Below are 15,769 nucleotides of genomic sequence, written 5' to 3'. Positions count from 1 at the left end.
GCACGGGGTCCGGCATCACGGCTACCGGAGCGCGGGAACTCAACGTGGTGGCCGCGTTCCCGCAGTAAGGGAGAGGAAGGCCGACCAGGCCGTGGGGGAGAGGGTGAGGTGAGGGCCGGTGGGGTGCTTGGAGTCGCGGAGGTGGATGGTGTCGGGGGTGACGGCGAGTTCCAGGCATTCGCCGCCCTCGCCGCCGCTGTAGCTGGACTTGAACCAGGCGAGCTGCTCGGTGTTCATAGCTCCTCCAGCTTCTGCTCGATCAACTTCCGGGACTCCGACGGGGGGAGTGCCATCGCTCGCATGATCCCATAGCGGTCTGCGATCTTCCTGACCTCTTCGGAGTCGGTGACCAGCCGCGGGTACCCCTGCACCTCCGTGTAGGCCACCTGCCCATGGCCCTTGGGCGTCAGCAGGTTGAACGCGCCGTCCATGTTGGGGTGTTCGTCGAGTGCGGACGGCATGACCTGAATCTCGATGTTCCTCCTGCCTCCGACTCGCAGGAGGTGTCGAAGCTGGTCCGCGTGCACGCGCCGTCCGCCGATCGGCCGGTCCAGCACGATCTCTTCGAGGACGTAGCTCACCATCGGTGACGGCCAACGCTCGAAGACCAGCTGGCGGGAGAGCCGGTCCGTGACCCGCTTCTCGATCGTCTCCTCGTCCAGAAGCGGGCGCCGCTTGGAGAACACCGCTCGCGCGTAGTCCTCGGTCTGCAACAAACCCGGCACCCCGTGGTTGGCGTAGAAGTGCAGCTCGACCGCCTCGGCCTCCAGCCCGGCGTAACTCCGGTACCACTCCGGATGCCGGGTTCGAGCCCGCGTCATCGCCTCCTCGACCTCGGGGACGACCTCCTTCAACAGGCCCCCGGCGTCCAGGAGTTCGTCCGCCTTGAGCAGGACCTCCGGTCGGAGTGTCCGTACGCCCCGCTCCATCGCCGAGACCGCGTCCGGGCCGTAGCCCACCAGCTCCCCGAACTCCTTCTGCGTGAGCCCCTTCCGCTCGCGCAGCAGCTTGACCATCTTGCCCAGGGCGACGAACAGCCCCGCCGTACCGTCCACCTCCGCAGGCGTCTCCGGCCTCCGCTCGACCACCGGCCTCACTCCTCCCGCCCGACAACCCGTACACCGGACACTCCGCACCCGTACAACTACCCAGCGTCGCCGGGTCGCCCCTGGTCAGCGTAGAGACAACCCAGCACGCTCAGTCACGTGAACGCCGAAATCTCCACCCCCACCGACGAACTGACCCAGCGTCTGAGCGCCACTCCACGGGGCGCCCGCCTGGCCCGCAGGCTCACCGCCACCCAGCTCACGCAGTGGGGTCATCCCCACGGCACCGAGGTGAACGACACCGCACAACACCTCGTCGCCGAGCTCGCCGCCAACGCGGTCACCCACGGCCGCGTCCCCGGAAGGGACTTCGAGCTGCGCCTCCGGCTCCTCCCGGGGAACACGCTGCGTATCGAGGTGAGCGACCCGCGAGGCGACCGCCGGCTCAGGTTCGTCCGTGAGGCGGACGGCGAACACGGGCGCGGCCTGATCCTCGTCACCCTCCTCGCGGACACCTGGGGCGTCAGCGAACGGGACGTCGGCAAGACGGTGTGGGCCGAGCTGGGGCTGGGCGGGTGATCCGGCGGCGCTCAGTATTCTTCTGGCCGGAGGTCGACGATGAACGACAGTCTGCGGTGGTTCGGAGAGCACTGCTACGACCCGCCCACGGGCCACCCGGGAATGCGGGGCGGCGTATCGCTGACGGCGGTGCGCGGGCTTCCCGTGGCGGAACTCCTCAGGCGTCTGAGCGCCAGGGAGGACGAGATCACGGCGCCCGTCCGGTACCGGGATTTCGGCTTCACCGCGGACACGGCATCGCTGCGGTCCTGTATGTACGGGACCTCGGGGGAGTGGAGCTATGTCCTGGAGGGCTCGGGTTCCGCCACCTGGTACGAGCGCTGGTTCAACGACGATTCCGCCGTGAAGCCGCTCCCCGGGGAGGAGATGGTCTGCCTCAACCCGAACATCGCGGTCCAGCCCTGCTGGCTCGCCTACGCTCCCGGCGCGGACGGCAAGGTCTGGTTCACCGAGTTCGGCGACAGCCCCCTGAACAGCCGGAAAGTGGACACGACCGGAAAGGTGGCGGCCCTGGACGCGGCCCTGGTAGCCACCGGCGCGGTGAACCGAGGGCCGGGTGTTCCCGCCGCCGTGTGGCAGGCCGTGGGCGACTGCCTGGGCATCCGCGTCCCACGGGTGGACGTCGAGGAGGGCAATCTCCCGATCGCCCTCCTCGAAGACCCTTACGCCTGAACCGCTCTTCCCCGACGGGCTAGTCCGTCGTCATGGTGCACTGGATGAAGTTCCCGGTCCGCGGGGCGCACGTCCCGAGGATCGCGGTGTCCAGCCAGTAGGCGTCCTTCTTCATCAGCCGCATCTTCTTGGCGAAGCCCGCCGAGAAGGCCGCCATGGACCCCTGGTTCTGCACTCCGGAGATGGCGGAGCGCCCGCACACCTCGTTGAAGCTGGGCACCGTTCCGGGAAGATTCCGCAGGTGGATCGTGCCGCTGTCCATCTGCGCGTACGTCTGCACGCACTCGGAGCCGGAGGACACGGGATTGAGGCCGCCCAGCTCGGCCGGCATGCCCCCGCTGTTGTAGGTGGCGTTGAAGGAGAACTCGTCGCAGTTGGGGTCGTCGTCGGCGCTGTTCATCGCCTCCGGGTCGTAGTTCGTCCGCGCCCACCCGCTCTCGTCGCAGATCTCGTCCCTGTTGTCCCCGTCCCGTCCTCCGGGGAGGTAGTACAGCGGGGTGTCGGCCGACTCCAGGCCGGGAGAGGTGGGCATCTCGTGCTGGATGAGCCACGCGTGGGCCGCGGCCTGGGGGTACTTGGCCGCGTTGAAGGTGTAGGTGGGCGCGTAGTTGGGCACGACGCAGCCCGCCGAGGCGGTGCCGGTGAGGGTGTCGCAGCGGATCACGTCGAAGCCGCTGGAGCCTCCCAGACTCCACTGGTAGCCGACGGTCTGGATGGTCTCGTCGCCCACGGGGTCGGCGATTCCGTTGATCTGCACGTCGGGCGTGAACTCGTAGGTCTGCCCCGCGGTGGAGTTGTCCCAGGTGTAACCGGACGTGATGTAGGCGGTGTGCGTGTCGCCCGCGGTCCAGCTGGGCTGTCCCTTCCAGGCGGACGGGTCGGCCTCGACCGGTGTGCAGGGAGAGTCGCACAGGTGCTCGTAGATGCCGAGCTGTATCTGGGCGAAGTCGACCGGGATGGAGACCGGCTTGACCGTGAAATGCTCCTCGAAGCTGTTGACGCCGTCGAGTTCGATCAGCCGCTGGAAGATGAAGTACGCGGTGGCCTTGATCTCGCCGTCCTTGCGGTAGTACACGGGTACTTCGCGGTTCTCGCAGACGAGGGTGCGGGTGGCGCGCGCGACCAGATCGTCGTCGTCGCACCAGTCGGCGATGCCCGCGGCGCCGCCCGGGTCGTCGGCCGCGGTCAGCTTCGGCGCGACACCGGTGTCCTGTGCGCTCTTCCCGCTCCCGGCGGCCTTCGGGATCTTGTACGGCTTCTTCAGGGGCCGTCCGAAGCAGACCTGGCCGCCGTCCTTGACGGGCCCGCAGGACTCCTTGACCGTCTGCGGAGCGGCGACGGAGGCGCCGGTCTCCTCGTCCACGACCAGCGGCTTGGTCACCTGGTCGGTCACCGGCTGGTCGGCCTGGTCCGGGTTGGGGCTGTCGGTGTCCACGGGCGGCAGCGCGAGGTCGACCGCGTGGTCCTTCGGGATGCCGTAGTCACCGGGGACGAAGGCCACCGCGTCCCACGCGATGTCGTCGTCGCCGGACCCCGTGTACGTGGAGTTGGAGAGCCTGACCTCGGGGGCGGCGTCGTTGAAGCGGAACGCGCCCAGGTAGACCCACTGGTTGTTGTGGGCGTCCTGGCTGATCTTCACCTTGGCGGTGCCCAGGGCGCTGGGTACCTCGTAGAGCGCGTCCTTGACCTGGGCGCCGGTGTCCGGGATGTGGGCGTAGATCGCGGCCTGTCCCTGGTCGACGGCCCCGTTCAGCTTCCAGTCGCCGAGGACGGTCATCCGTCCGCCGTCACCGCCGAGGTGGTCGGTGTCACGGCTGTGCGCGTACCAGAAGTGCCCCTGGTAGCCGCCGCCGATCTGGTGCAGGTCCGCCTTGGCGTCGTACTGGCCGAGACCCGGACCGGTGGCGTTGGGGTCGGCGTAGAAGGTGAACCGGAACGAGCCGTCGGTGGTGGTCGTACCGCAGGCGCCCCAGGTGTTGACCCCCGCGGGATCGGAGTCGACCACCTTCGCGCCGGAGGGCGCCCCGGAGCAGACCGGGGTGCCGTACTGGAGACGGGTGCCGCGTCCGGGCTCGCTGACCAGGGTCTGGTACTTGATGTTCTCGAAGCCGCAGGTCGTCGCGCAGTCGGCCTTCCAGGTGGCGTTGGAGGCGTTCCACCAGTACGGGGTGTAGCAGGCGGCGTCGGAGCAGACGGGCGGGTTGCCCGCGTCGCAGTTGTTCTTCGTGTTGCAGAACGTGTCCAGGGGCGGCGAGACGTGCGCCCGGTTGTAGGTCGCGCTGCCCAGGACGGTGTAGAGCCCGTTCGTGCCGTTCCAGTAGGCGGGCCGGAAGCCGGCCGAGGAGAAGCCGGACTCGCCGGGCCAGTCCTGGCGGCCCGAGGTGGCGTAGGAGTGGCCGGTGTCGATGGACCAGGCGGCCCAGCCCATCACCTTCTCCTCGTACGGCCAGTTCTGCGGATGGGCGGCGTCCTTGGCGGCCAGCGGGTCCATGTCGGTGTTCATGAAGCTCAGCCGGGAGGCCGGGTAGACCGGGTTGGCCGGGTTGTTGTACCAGCCCAGGCCCCAGTTGCCGTTGGTGCCCGCGTCGGCCTGCGTGTTGAAGCCGAGGTTGTAGTTCCACACGGCGGCGAACCAGTTCTCGGGCTTCGCCGGGTCGTCGTTGTTCACGGTGATCGTCTGGCCGGACTCGTGCACCTCGTTCCACTTGTCGGCGAGGATGTACAGCGAGGCGGCGATGTTGGTGGCGTAGTCGACGGCGATCGCACGCTGTGTGCTGACCGGCAGGGACGTCTCGCCCGCCTTCTCGTACCCGGCCTTGCGCATGCCGTCGGTGACCTGGCCGACGCCGTAGCCGCAGTCGGACTTGTCCCAGTGGATCGTCCAGTAGTCGGCGAGCGTGCCGCCGGTCTGATGGCCGTAGTAGCCGTCGACCGCGGCGAGCGGGCTGCCCGTCTGGCCCGGGATGGCGCCGGACTCGGCCTGCCACAGGTTGGACTCCTGGGCGAGGATGCCCAGTTCGACCTGGGCGGGGATGCGGCCGCCGGTGTTCAGGGTGGGGGCGGGGAACATGCCCTGCGGGTCGATGGTGGAGAGCCCGGTCTGGGAGCGCCAGCCGCCCTGGGTGAGGTAGCCGGAGCGCAGGTCGCCGCGGACGGCCATGTCCACGGCCCACTCGACCTGGTTGGGGGTCGGCTGGAGAGCCTGGGTGGCGGTGTCGTTGCGGGGCACGGAGCACCAGGCGTCGGTGTCGACCGGGTCGTGCGCCCTGGCGTCGTCGTCGGCCGCGGTCAGCGTGCTCGTCGTCGACAGCTGCGGCTTCGGGGATCCGGTCAGTGCCGGGGACGTCCTGCCGCCCGCGGTGCTGCCGGGCGCGGCGGCCGTCTGGGTCGTGCGTCTGCCGGTGCCCGGGACGGTGCCGGTGACGGTCAGGGTGTGGCTGACCCGGCCCGTTGTCGTCTCGGAGGCGGACTTTGTCGTCGTCGTCCTGGTGAAGTCCCGGCCGGCGCTCTCGATGTTCCTGACGCCCGCGAGGACCGCCGGGGAGACGACGGGGTCGACGGCCAGGCGTCCGCGGGTGGAGACCTCCGCGTCGGGGGAGACGTTCAGGGCCTTGACGCCGCCGGCCGCGAAGTCCTTGGTGTGAGCGGCCTTTCCGGTGAGGTAGACCGTGCCGTCGGTGCCCTGGCGCAGGTTCATCGCGACGAGCTTCCCGCTCGCCACGGTCGTCTTCCTGCCGTGTGCGTAGGTCTGCACGTCGGCGTCGGTGTCGCCGGTGCGGTCGAGGTAGGTGACCGTGCCGGAGCCGGTCACGCGGATGGCGTAGGGGGCGTGCCGGGTGGCGGTGAGCTCGGTGGTCCGGCCCTTGCGGTCGACGTGGACGAGCCGGTTCCCGGCGGCCGCGACCACCCCGTCCCCGGTGGGCACGGCGGAGGTGATCTCGCCCTTCGCCGTGGTGTCGGCGACGGTGGCGCCCTTGGTGTCCACCGTGACCAGGCGCGTCTCGGCGTCCCGGAGCGCGGTGAAGGCGGCGGTGCGGGTGGCCGGGTTGCAGGTCGGGTCGAAGTAGGCCAGGGAGGCGGTGAACGGCAGCTTGGTGACGCTGCCGTCGTCGAGGTTCACGATCGCCGTGAACGCGCCGCCCATCATCAGGTCCGGCTTGTTGGTGAAGGTGCGGGGAGCGTAGACGACGGCCGCGTGGTGGTCGTCCATGACGCAGCTGTTGCCGATCCAGGTGTCGGCCGGAAGCTGCGGCTCACTGAGCACCGTGACCGTCTTCCACGCGTAGGCGTTCTTGCTGTCCGCGACGAGCAGATGCAGCCCGTCGCTGTCGGCGGCGCTCGTGACCGCCCGGTCGCCGGAGGTCTTCCAGCCCTTGCCGAGGGTGGTGTCGGGTGCCTTGACGGCCCCCTTCGGCGCGGGCGCGGGGGTGGGTGCGGTCCTGGGGGCGGCGGGTGTCGCGGTGGCGGGCTGGACCTGTATCAGCCCCGCCAGCGCGGCGGTGGCGGCGAGAATCGTCAGCGCTCTTCGTCGGTCACGAGGGGAGGTCACTGTGCGTCCCTCTTCTGTACGTCGGTGACCGTGACGCGGGCAGCGCCGAGCCGCGTACGCAGGGCGTCGAGTGCGCTGCGGTGGTCCTTGATCTGCTGTTCCTGGATCTTCGAGTCCGCGGCGAACCAGATCTTGACGAGGTCGGTGCTCTGCTTGCAGTCGATGTCGGCGACCGCGACGGCGATCTCCTCCTTGGAGGGGCTGCCGTCGGTGTGGGTGACGATGTCCCCGGCGTGGTACGGGGTGTCGACCGTGTAGCCCTTGCCCTTCATGCATGTCGACCAGGCGGCGATGGCGTTCTGCACGGCGGGTGTCCGCTGGGACCGGGTGAGGCTCTCTCCGTCGAGCTGCGAGACCAGGGAGAAGTCCATGTCCCGGGTGCCGAGTCGGTCGTCCGCCCAGCCGGCGCAGCCGTCCTTGTGGATCGCCTTGCCCTGGAAGGTGGAGGGGGCCTGTCCGGGGGCCGGGTCGGCGGGGCTGCGGCGGATGCTCGTGCGGCCGGTGAGGACCTCGACCTGGTCCTTCGTCAGCTGGGGCATCCTGGTGCCCTCCTGGTGCTGAATGGCGTCGGGCAGGCCGTAGCCGTACTTCTCCGCCTGGGCCCGGTCGGTGATGCCGTAGCGGCGGGGCATGTTGGAGTCGTCCGCGCTGGGCGGCGGGGTCTGTCCGGCGGGCGGGAAGGTGACGTGGAGGCCGTAGTCGGCCAGGCACTGGGTCTCCAGGTGCCGCTCGGCGTCGTCGAGGGCGACGGTGTCCTGGTAGGTCTCCATGTAGGCCTCCAGGGGCAGCGAGAGCCCCTTGGCGAGACCGGAGGTGGGTGTGGCCTCGGGCCAGTTGCTCCTGTTCACGCTGGAGGAGGACTCGGCGACCGGTCCCGTCCGCGGCTCGTCGGCCGTGGAGCGGGGGTGGGCGGCGGAACAGGAGGTGACAAGGGCTGCGGTGGCGGCGGCGACGGCCATCGCCACGGCTGTCCTGCGGACGGTCATCTGACACGTACCTTTCGACCGGATGGAATTCAGGCGAAGTGCTGCGAGGCCTCGTTGTTCTTCAGCGTGGAATCGAGGTCGTACCAAACGCAGTCGGCGTACGCGTCACGGTGCGGGATGTACTGGGAATGCCCGCCGTAACCGGAGTTGAAATAGACCCGGTAGTTGTTCACCTCGGAGCAGTTCTGCATGGAGCCCGCGTTGTTCTTGACGTACTGCCCGGAACCGCTGCCGTTGCCGTTGAAGACGTACCGGTAGGTCTCCAGGGTCGAGCCCTGGTACTCACTGGTGCCGTCGTAGTCGTAGACATCGCCCCAGAACTCGGCCCAGCTCGTGATGTAGCTGCCGCCGGAGAGCGAGAGCGCCTTCGAGTTGTACATCTCCCAGAGCTCGGGCTCGTCGGAGCAACTGACCCAGGGAACATCGCAGTTGGACGTGACCTTGAAGGTGCCGGCGTGAGCGGGAACCGCGGTGGCCAGCAGGGCCGCGGTGGCGGCGAGCACGGTCGCGGAGGCCTTCACGCGCATACGTACGTGCTTCATCGATTTCTCTCCCCCAGCCCGGCGTGCGCCGCCTGTGGAGGCGCTGTGATCGCGGGCGACGCAGAACGTAACAGGGGGGAGGGGCGTGTCCATGACGGATTTCGGGCGACCGCCAAGGCGTATTCGTCGAATGCCCAAGAGAATTCAAAGTATGGTGGGCGGGCCGCCGGAACGGGCCGGTCCCGATCGCGCCTTTTGCGTGCTTCCGCCTGGATGGGTGTGACGGTGAATCAGGTGCTCGGGTTCCCTCCCCCGCTCCATGATTTTCCCAAGGCATTGCAGAAAAAGCGGATCATTCGTACGGAACCGCGTCACGGCAGGACTCCGCCACCGTGTCCGCGAACGCGCGTGCCGACGGTGACAGCGCGTCCCAGCGGCGGACCGCCCAGCCGACGGAGAGCGGGCGCAGTGCGGGGAGGGGGATCAGCCGCAGGTTGCCCCGGCCCGGTGCGTCCAGGCCCGGCAGGGAGGGCACCACGGCCCGGCCCAGACCCAGTTCGGCGAGCAGCAGGGCCGTGTCCCAGTCCGCCACGCTGGTGTCGAAGGCGAACCGCACCCCCAACTCCGCGCAGGCCGCGTCCAGATGGGCGGCGGAGGTGGAGTTGGGGGGCAGCCGGATCAGCCGCAGGCCCTGGAGTTCGGCCGCCTCCACGGACGGCCGCGCGGCCAGCGGGTCGTCGTCGCGCACCGCCAGCACCCATGGCAGTTCCCGCACCGCCCGCTGCTCGATGCCCCGCACCGGCGCCCCGAGCGTGATCCACGCCAGGTCGAGACTGCTGTCGGCCAGCGCGTCGAAACAGCCCCGGCTGGAGCTCTCGGTCCTGAACTCCAGGCTCACGCCCGGGTGTCGGCGCCGGAAGGCGACGACCGCGTCGGACATGAAGTGCCGTACGGTCGTCGCGCCGGTCGCCACCCGCACCGATCCGCTCTCCCCGTCGACCAGCTCCCGCAGCTGCCGCAGGGCCAGGTCGAGACCGGCGATCCCCTCCGTCGCGGCGGCCTCCAGCACCCGCCCCGCCCGCGTCGGTACGACCCCGCGCGGCTGCCGCTCCAGCAGACCGACCCCGGTCTCCCGCTCCAGCCGCTTCACATGCTGGCTCACCGCGGACTGCGTGCACCCCAGTTCCCGGGCCACCGCACTGAGACTCCCGGCCCGGCACACCGCCACGAAGACACGCAGGTCGTCAAGGGTCATGACCTCCAAGCTAACACTTGGGTCAGCCGACAAATACCAAGGATTGACTGGGCAGTTGACCCCGTACGACGATCTCCTCAGGGCCCGGGCGGCAACCCGCTCCCACCCGGGAGGAGCGGGTGCCGACCCAACCACCGCCTACCGTCGAGGAGTTCGGTACCCGTGCCGACGACCGCCACCGAAGAAGCCAGAGCCCTGCTGCTGCGGCTCGCCGCCGACCGCGTCCCCCACCCCGGCGGCACCCTCCTCGCCCACCTCGACCGCGTCCATGCGCAACTCGCCCACTGGGGCGCCCGCCCGGCCCTCCGCCTCGCCGGCCTCTGCCACGCCTGCTACGGCACGGACGGCTTCCCCACCGCCCTGCTCCCGCTCGACCGGCGCACCGAACTCGCCTCCGTGATCGGCCCGGAAGCGGAGGCGGTCGTGCACTTCTACGCGAGCTGCGACCGCGGGGCCACCTACCCGCATCTCCTGGAGCCCCTGTTCCGGGACCGGTTCACTGGGCGGACGTACGCCCCCGACCCGCTCCTGTGCACGGACTTCGCCGAGATCACCGCCGCCAACGAACTCGACCTCGCCCGCCGGGACCCGGCTTTCCGGGAGCGGTGGGGCCCCGAACTCCTCACCCTGCTCACCCGGTTCCGCCCGCTCCTGAGCCCACCCGCCTGGCAGGACACCCTCGCCGTCCTCAGGCCAGCAGGATCTCCCCCGTGATGGCTCCGGCCAGCACCACGTAGACCGTGCACGCGATGTAGTTCAGTACGGCCGTCGCCTTGGTCGAGCCGGTGAGGCGCGCCTGGAAGTATCCGGCCATGACTCCGATGCATCCGTAGAGAATCACCTCCATCAGAATGTTGATCGCGCCCAGGAGCGCCATCTGGAATCCCGGGTTCTCCGCGTCTCCGATGAACTGCGGGAGCACCGCGAGAAAGAAGAGGATGATCTTCGGGTTGGTGATGCTGACGAGGATGCCTCGCAGATACCAGCGGCCGGCCCGGACATCGCCGTGTCCGCTGATGGCCCGACGGGCGTGCCGCATCGTCACGTAGGCCAGCCACAGGAGATACACCGCACCCAGGATCCGGACCGTGTCCAGTACCGACGGGTGCGACCGGGCTATCTCTCCCATGCCGGCCACCGCGGCGGCGGCGTAGACGCTCATGCCGCTCGCGATGCCGAGGATGGCCTTCACCGCGGCCCTGCGGCCGCCTTCGAGGCCCACCGCGAGCATGTAGGCCATGTCGGGCCCGGGAGGGCCGAGGAAGAGCAGGATCACTGCCATGTAGCCCGGCAGCACCGTCGGATCCAGCATCGTCGGCGACCTCCAGCCCGGATGGAACCGTCTAAGGTGGTTCCACCGTACGGCTCTTCTTGCCGGCGCGGAAGCGGGCCTTCTTCTCGCGGTTCCCGCACGTGTTCATGTCACACCATCTGCGGGTGTGGCCGCGGCTGGTGTCGAGGAACGCGGCTCGGCACGTCGGCGACGCGCACAGCGAGATCTTTCCCTCGCGCTCTCCCGCGAGGAGGCTGATCGCATCGGCGGCGATCACGCTGAGCGCGTCCTCCGGGGAAGCGGAAGCCAGCCGCCACTCCCGGCCGCCCTCCGGCGTCAGGACCGCCGAGGCCCGACCCTGGGTGCTGCATTCGTTGATGACCCGGACCGCGGAGGAGGGCAGCGGCTTCTGGTTCGCGAGGGCGGTGGCAGCCGCGTGGATCGATTCCCGCAGCTCCCGGGCGCGATCGAGCTGGGCCTGGTCGCAGGAGTCGACCGCGAGTCCGTTGTCCGCCAGCCAGTCCGCGAGCCGGGACGGCACGGGAATGCGCTCCAGCGTCTCGCCGTAACGCTCCGAAAGGGTCCCCGTGAAGCGGGTCGCCAGCACCTTTCCGGTACGGAATTCGGGGAAATGCACCACCGCCATGAGACCGCCCTCAACCGTTTTCCTCCGGGGTCGCAAGCATAGGAGAACCCGCCCAGGTGGTTCCGTACGGCTCGGGTTCCCCGCACCCTCCACGCCCCTTGACTTCTCAAGACCCCCGCGCGACGTTCCGGACCTCTTCGTCCGTACCAACCACAGGGGGGACCCCGACCATGAGCGTGACCCGAAGACATCTGCTGGCCTCCGGTGCCGGTCTGGCCGTCGCCGCCGGGGTGCACCAGGGCGCGAGCGCCGCCGACCTGCCGACGGCGGGGACCTGGGACGTCGTCGTCATCGGGTCCGGTGCCGCCGGGATGACGGCCGCGCTCACCGCGGCCAAGCAGGGACTGAGCACCGTGGTGCTGGAGAAGGCGCCCACCTTCGGCGGCTCCGCCGCCCGTTCCGGCGCCGGGATCTGGATCCCCAACAACCCCGTCGTCCTGGCCGCGGGCGTCCCCGACACCCCGGCCAAGGCGGCCGCCTACCTCGCCGCCGTCGTGGGCCCGGACGTGCCCGCCGCCCGGCAGCAGGCCTTCCTCACCCAGGGGCCCGCCATGATCTCCTTCGTCATGGCCAACAGCCCGCTGCGGTTCCGCTGGATGGAGGGGTACAGCGACTACTACCCCGAGCTCCCGGGCGGCCTCCCGAACGGCCGCTCCATCGAGCCCGACCAGCTCGACGGCAACATCCTCGGCGCCGAACTCGCCCACCTGAACCCGCCGTACCTCGCAGTCCCCGCGGGACTCGTCGTGTTCAGCGCCGACTACAAGTGGCTCGCCCTGTCCGCCGTCAGTGTCAAGGGCGCCGCCGTGGCCGCCGAGTGCCTCGCGCGCGGCACGAAGGCGGCCCTGCTCGGGCAGACCCCGCTCACCATGGGCCAGTCCCTGGCGGCCGGCCTCCGGAAGGGCCTCCTGGACGCGGGCGTGCCCGTCCGCCTGAACACCCCCCTCACCGAGCTGTACATCGAGAACGGCACCGTCGCCGGAGCGGTCACCCCCGCCGGCCTCCACCGCGCCCGCCGCGGCGTGATCGTCGGCTCCGGCGGCTTCGAGCACAACGCGGCGATGCGGGCCCAGTACCAGCGGCAGCCCATCGGCACCGCGTGGACCGTCGGCGCGAAGGAGAACACGGGGGACGGCATCCGGGCCGGACAGCGGCTCGGCGCCGATGTCGCCCTCATGGACGACGCCTGGTGGGGACCGGCGATCCCGCTGCCCGACGAGCCGTACTTCTGCCTCGCCGAACGCACCCTGCCCGGCGGCCTCATCGTCAACGCGGCCGGACGCCGGTACGTCAACGAGGCCGCCCCCTACAGCGATGTCGTCCACACCATGTACGAGCGCAACCCGACCGACCCGGACATCCCGTCCTGGCTGATCGTCGACCAGAACTACCGCAACCGGTACCTCTTCAAGGACATCGCACCGACCTTCGTCCTCCCGGACGACTGGTACAGCTCGGGCGCCGCGCACAAGGCCTGGACGGTCGACGCCCTGGCCGGCTCCATCGGCGTCCCGGCCGCCGCCCTCCGTGCCACCGTCGACCGCTTCAACTCCCTGGCCCTCAAGGGCGACGACACGGACTTCGGACGCGGTAACAGCGCCTACGACCACTACTACACGGACCCGTCGGTCCTCCCGAACTCCTGCCTGGCCCCGCTCTGGCTGCCCCCGTACTACGCCTTCCGGATCGTCCCCGGCGACCTCGGCACCAAGGGCGGCCTGCGCACCGACGCCCGCGCCCGCGTCCTGCGGCCGGACGGCTCGGTGATCCCGGGGCTGTACGCGGCCGGGAACGCGAGCGCGGCGGTCATGGGCCACAGTTACGCGGGCGCGGGCTCCACGATCGGGCCGGCGATGACGTTCGGGTACATCGCGGCCCGGGACATCGCGGGGCGCTAGGGGCGGCGGGCGATCAGGAACGCCTGCTGGGACACCTCCTCGGGGCCGGGTTCGCGCACCGTCTGCGAGACGAGCGCGAAGCCGGCCGCCCGGAGCAGCTCGGCGACCCGCTCCGGCCGCCGCCGCCGGAAGGTCAGCGAGACGGGCCGCCCCCAAGGCCGGTCGTGGTGCCGGTCCTGGTCACCGGCCTGGAAGGCGACCATCAGATGCCCGCCCGGCGCCAGCACCCGGTGGAGCTCGGCGAACAGGCGGGGCAGCTCGTCCACCGGCGTGTGGATGGACGAGTACCAGGACACGGCACCGGCGAGCGCCCCGTCGGGCAGGTCCAGCTCCAGCATCGACCCCTGCTCGAACCGCAGCCCCGGGTTCTCCCTGCGGGCGATGGCGAGCATCGACTCCGAGAGGTCGAGCCCGAAGACGGACAGCCCGAGCGAGGCGAGATGGGCGGTGATCCGCCCGGGCCCGCACCCCAGGTCGGCGACCTGCCCGCCGTCCCCCACCAGCTCGGCGAACCCGGCCAGCAGGACGCGGTCCAGGGGGCTCACGGTGAGCACGCCCCGGAACTGCACGGCGTAGTCCTCGGCGACGCTGTCGTAGAAGGTGCGGGTGGCGGCCACGAAGTCGGTGTCGGTCATGGCCGGGGACCCTAGCGGCCCCCACTGACACTCAGCCGTCCCCGGCCGCCCGCAGCACCGCGGTCCCGGCCGCCGCCCCGGCACCACGCCGGGCCCACCCCGCGAACCAGCCCCCTCCACCAGGGACCCGGTCGCCAGCGGGGCCATCAGCAGGACGACCGCTCCCGCCGACCGCACTTCCTGGCCCCTCGCCGGGATCTCGCCCCGCTCGTGCGGCGCCGGGCCGACCAGCCGGAAGGCGTACGTCCCCACCGCCGGCGTCACGATCACCGCGACCCTGGGACAAAGGCAGGAGCCCCGCTGCCGTGCGGCGCGGGGCTCCTTGGGTACTGCTTTCAGGTCCGGATCAGAGGCTGGAGTGCCTCGGAGTCGGGATCGCTCAGACGGGGGTGACGTTCTCCGCCTGCGGGCCCTTCGGGCCCTGCGTCACGTCGAAGGAGACCTGCTGGTTCTCCTCCAGCGAACGGAAGCCGCTCGCGTTGATCGCGGAGTAGTGGACGAAGACGTCGGGGCCTCCGCCCTCCTGGGCGATGAAGCCAAAGCCCTTTTCGGCGTTGAACCACTTCACGGTTCCGGTAGCCATAAGCCCTCCTTGGGCCCAAAAGGGTTGCCCTGCTCCAGAACCTGCAAGTGTGAAAACAGTGCCGCACAACTGCATTCTTCTGAAAACGACTAGAGCCCGCGGTTACATGCTCCGCAGGCTCTGTACTGCAAGGGAAACCAAACTGCAACTTGCGGCGAGCCTAGCACGCGGGCAGCCGAAAGCAACAGAGGCCAAGATCACGTCACCCAGATGTTTGAAGATCGCGGAGAGGTTGACCTCGGGGGCCGAAGTTCGAAGCGTACCCCAAGGGGTCTAGTGTCGCGATGTGGACAATTCTCGCACCCGGCCGCGCGTCGGCCACATCCAGTTCCTGAACTGCCTGCCCCTGTACTGGGGGCTCGCGAGGACGGGCACGCTCCTCGACTTCGAGCTCACGAAGGACACCCCGGAGAAGCTCAGCGAGAAGCTGGTGCAGGGAGACCTCGACATCGGGCCCATCACCCTCGTCGAGTTCCTCAAGAACGCGGACGACCTGGTCGCCTTCCCCGACATCGCCGTCGGCTGCGACGGCCCGGTCATGTCCTGCGTCATCGTCTCGCAGGTCCCGCTGGACGAGCTGGACGGCGCCAGGGTGGCCCTCGGGTCGACCTCGCGCACCTCGGTCCGGCTCGCCCAGCTCCTCCTCGCCGAGCGCTACGGCGTGCGGCCCGACTACTACACCTGCCCGCCCGACCTCAGCCTGATGATGCAGGAGGCGGAGGCCGCCGTACTCATCGGAGACGCGGCGCTGCGGGCCAACCTCCTCGACGGGCCGCGCTTCGGCCTCGAGGTGCACGACCTCGGCTCGCTCTGGAAGGAGTGGACCGGGCTGCCGTTCGTCTTCGCCGTCTGGGCCGCCCGCCGGGACTACCTGGAGCGCGAGCCGGTCATCACCCGCAAGGTCCACGAGGCCTTCCTCGCCTCCCGCAACCTCTCCCTGGAGGAGGTCGGCAAGGTCGCGGAACAGGCGGCCCGCTGGGAGGCCTTCGACGAGAAGGTCCTGGAGAAGTACTTCACGACCCTGGACTTCCGCTTCGGCGGCCCGCAGTTGGCCGCGGTCACGGAGTTCGCGCGAAGGGTGGGGCCCACGACGGGTTTCCCCGGGGACGTGAAGGTGGAACTGCTTCAGCCCTAACCTGCATCCACACCTTATGGGGGAGGCCGG

15 protein-coding genes are annotated in these 15,769 nt (G+C 70.0%); 5 read left to right on the top strand and 10 right to left on the bottom strand.

Going from position 1 to position 15,769, the window contains the following annotated elements:
- Nucleotides 1-39: 39 nt before the first annotated feature.
- Together OHN19_RS17770 and OHN19_RS17765 are read right to left on the bottom strand one after the other, a co-directional pair.
- Nucleotides 40-237, bottom strand: a complete 198-nt coding sequence (locus OHN19_RS17770; protein WP_330265118.1) for a DUF397 domain-containing protein — start codon at nt 235-237, stop codon at nt 40-42.
- Nucleotides 234-1,088: a helix-turn-helix transcriptional regulator gene (locus tag OHN19_RS17765; protein ID WP_330265117.1), complete on the bottom strand. Its 855-nt coding sequence runs from the start codon at nt 1,086-1,088 to the stop codon at nt 234-236. The genes OHN19_RS17770 and OHN19_RS17765 overlap by 4 nt, the downstream gene beginning before the upstream one ends.
- 117 nt (nt 1,089-1,205) lie before the next feature.
- Between OHN19_RS17765 and OHN19_RS17760 the strand changes: the two genes are divergently transcribed.
- Entirely contained in the window at nt 1,206-1,625 is a 420-nt protein-coding gene (locus tag OHN19_RS17760; RefSeq protein WP_330265116.1) for an ATP-binding protein, read from the top strand.
- Nucleotides 1,626-1,664: 39 nt separating this feature from the next.
- Complete coding sequence (locus OHN19_RS17755; RefSeq protein WP_330265115.1) at nt 1,665-2,297, top strand: hypothetical protein; 633 nt, start codon at nt 1,665-1,667, stop codon at nt 2,295-2,297.
- 19 nt (nt 2,298-2,316) lie between these two features.
- Here the strand turns inward: OHN19_RS17755 and OHN19_RS17750 are convergent, their stop codons facing one another.
- The 4 genes from OHN19_RS17750 to OHN19_RS17735 all read right to left on the bottom strand — a co-directional run bounded on the left by OHN19_RS17750 (nt 2,317) and on the right by OHN19_RS17735 (nt 9,569).
- A complete protein-coding gene (locus tag OHN19_RS17750) occupies nt 2,317-6,846 on the bottom strand; it encodes a Tat pathway signal protein (protein WP_330265114.1) in 4,530 nt (1,509 codons plus the stop codon).
- The gene (locus OHN19_RS17745) at nt 6,843-7,832 is read right to left on the bottom strand and encodes a hypothetical protein (protein ID WP_330265113.1); all 990 of its coding nucleotides are present in this window, start codon (nt 7,830-7,832) and stop codon (nt 6,843-6,845) included. The genes OHN19_RS17750 and OHN19_RS17745 overlap by 4 nt, the downstream gene beginning before the upstream one ends.
- Nucleotides 7,833-7,861: 29 nt before the next feature.
- Complete coding sequence (locus OHN19_RS17740; protein WP_330265112.1) at nt 7,862-8,374, bottom strand: hypothetical protein; 513 nt, start codon at nt 8,372-8,374, stop codon at nt 7,862-7,864.
- A 292-nt stretch (nt 8,375-8,666) separates the two neighbouring features.
- Nucleotides 8,667-9,569: a LysR family transcriptional regulator gene (locus OHN19_RS17735; RefSeq protein ID WP_330265111.1), complete on the bottom strand. Its 903-nt coding sequence runs from the start codon at nt 9,567-9,569 to the stop codon at nt 8,667-8,669.
- A gap of 162 nt (nt 9,570-9,731) precedes the next feature.
- Between OHN19_RS17735 and OHN19_RS17730 the strand changes: the two genes are divergently transcribed.
- The gene (locus tag OHN19_RS17730) at nt 9,732-10,283 is read left to right on the top strand and encodes a DUF6817 domain-containing protein (protein WP_330265110.1); all 552 of its coding nucleotides are present in this window, start codon (nt 9,732-9,734) and stop codon (nt 10,281-10,283) included.
- On the opposite strand, the gene OHN19_RS17725 is transcribed toward OHN19_RS17730, so the two are convergent.
- Nucleotides 10,258-10,881, bottom strand: coding sequence for a LysE family translocator (locus tag OHN19_RS17725; RefSeq protein ID WP_330265109.1), 624 nt, complete (start codon nt 10,879-10,881; stop codon nt 10,258-10,260). The two genes, OHN19_RS17730 and OHN19_RS17725, sit on opposite strands and share 26 nt — an antisense overlap.
- 31 nt (nt 10,882-10,912) lie before the next feature.
- The gene (locus OHN19_RS17720) at nt 10,913-11,488 is read right to left on the bottom strand and encodes a CGNR zinc finger domain-containing protein (RefSeq protein WP_330265108.1); all 576 of its coding nucleotides are present in this window, start codon (nt 11,486-11,488) and stop codon (nt 10,913-10,915) included.
- 170 nt (nt 11,489-11,658) lie between these two features.
- Between OHN19_RS17720 and kstD the strand changes: the two genes are divergently transcribed.
- Entirely contained in the window at nt 11,659-13,386 is a 1,728-nt protein-coding gene (kstD, locus tag OHN19_RS17715) for a 3-oxosteroid 1-dehydrogenase (protein WP_330265107.1), read from the top strand.
- Here the strand turns inward: kstD and OHN19_RS17710 are convergent.
- On the bottom strand, nt 13,383-14,021 hold the full coding sequence (locus OHN19_RS17710; RefSeq protein ID WP_330265106.1) for a class I SAM-dependent methyltransferase: 639 nt from the start codon (nt 14,019-14,021) through the stop codon (nt 13,383-13,385). The two genes, kstD and OHN19_RS17710, sit on opposite strands and share 4 nt — an antisense overlap.
- A gap of 379 nt (nt 14,022-14,400) precedes the next feature.
- Nucleotides 14,401-14,604: a cold-shock protein gene (locus OHN19_RS17705; protein WP_003992177.1), complete on the bottom strand. Its 204-nt coding sequence runs from the start codon at nt 14,602-14,604 to the stop codon at nt 14,401-14,403.
- 286 nt (nt 14,605-14,890) lie between these two features.
- Between OHN19_RS17705 and OHN19_RS17700 the strand changes: the two genes are divergently transcribed.
- Nucleotides 14,891-15,739: a menaquinone biosynthetic enzyme MqnA/MqnD family protein gene (locus tag OHN19_RS17700; RefSeq protein WP_266560953.1), complete on the top strand. Its 849-nt coding sequence runs from the start codon at nt 14,891-14,893 to the stop codon at nt 15,737-15,739.
- The last annotated feature ends 30 nt before the right edge of the window (nt 15,740-15,769 follow it).

Origin of the sequence: Streptomyces griseorubiginosus (genome assembly GCF_036345115.1) — a bacterium.
GTDB lineage: Bacteria > Actinomycetota > Actinomycetes > Streptomycetales > Streptomycetaceae > Streptomyces > Streptomyces griseorubiginosus_C.
The sequence above is the reverse complement of the archived record's forward strand: the minus strand, read 5'-3'. Positions and strand labels throughout refer to the sequence as shown.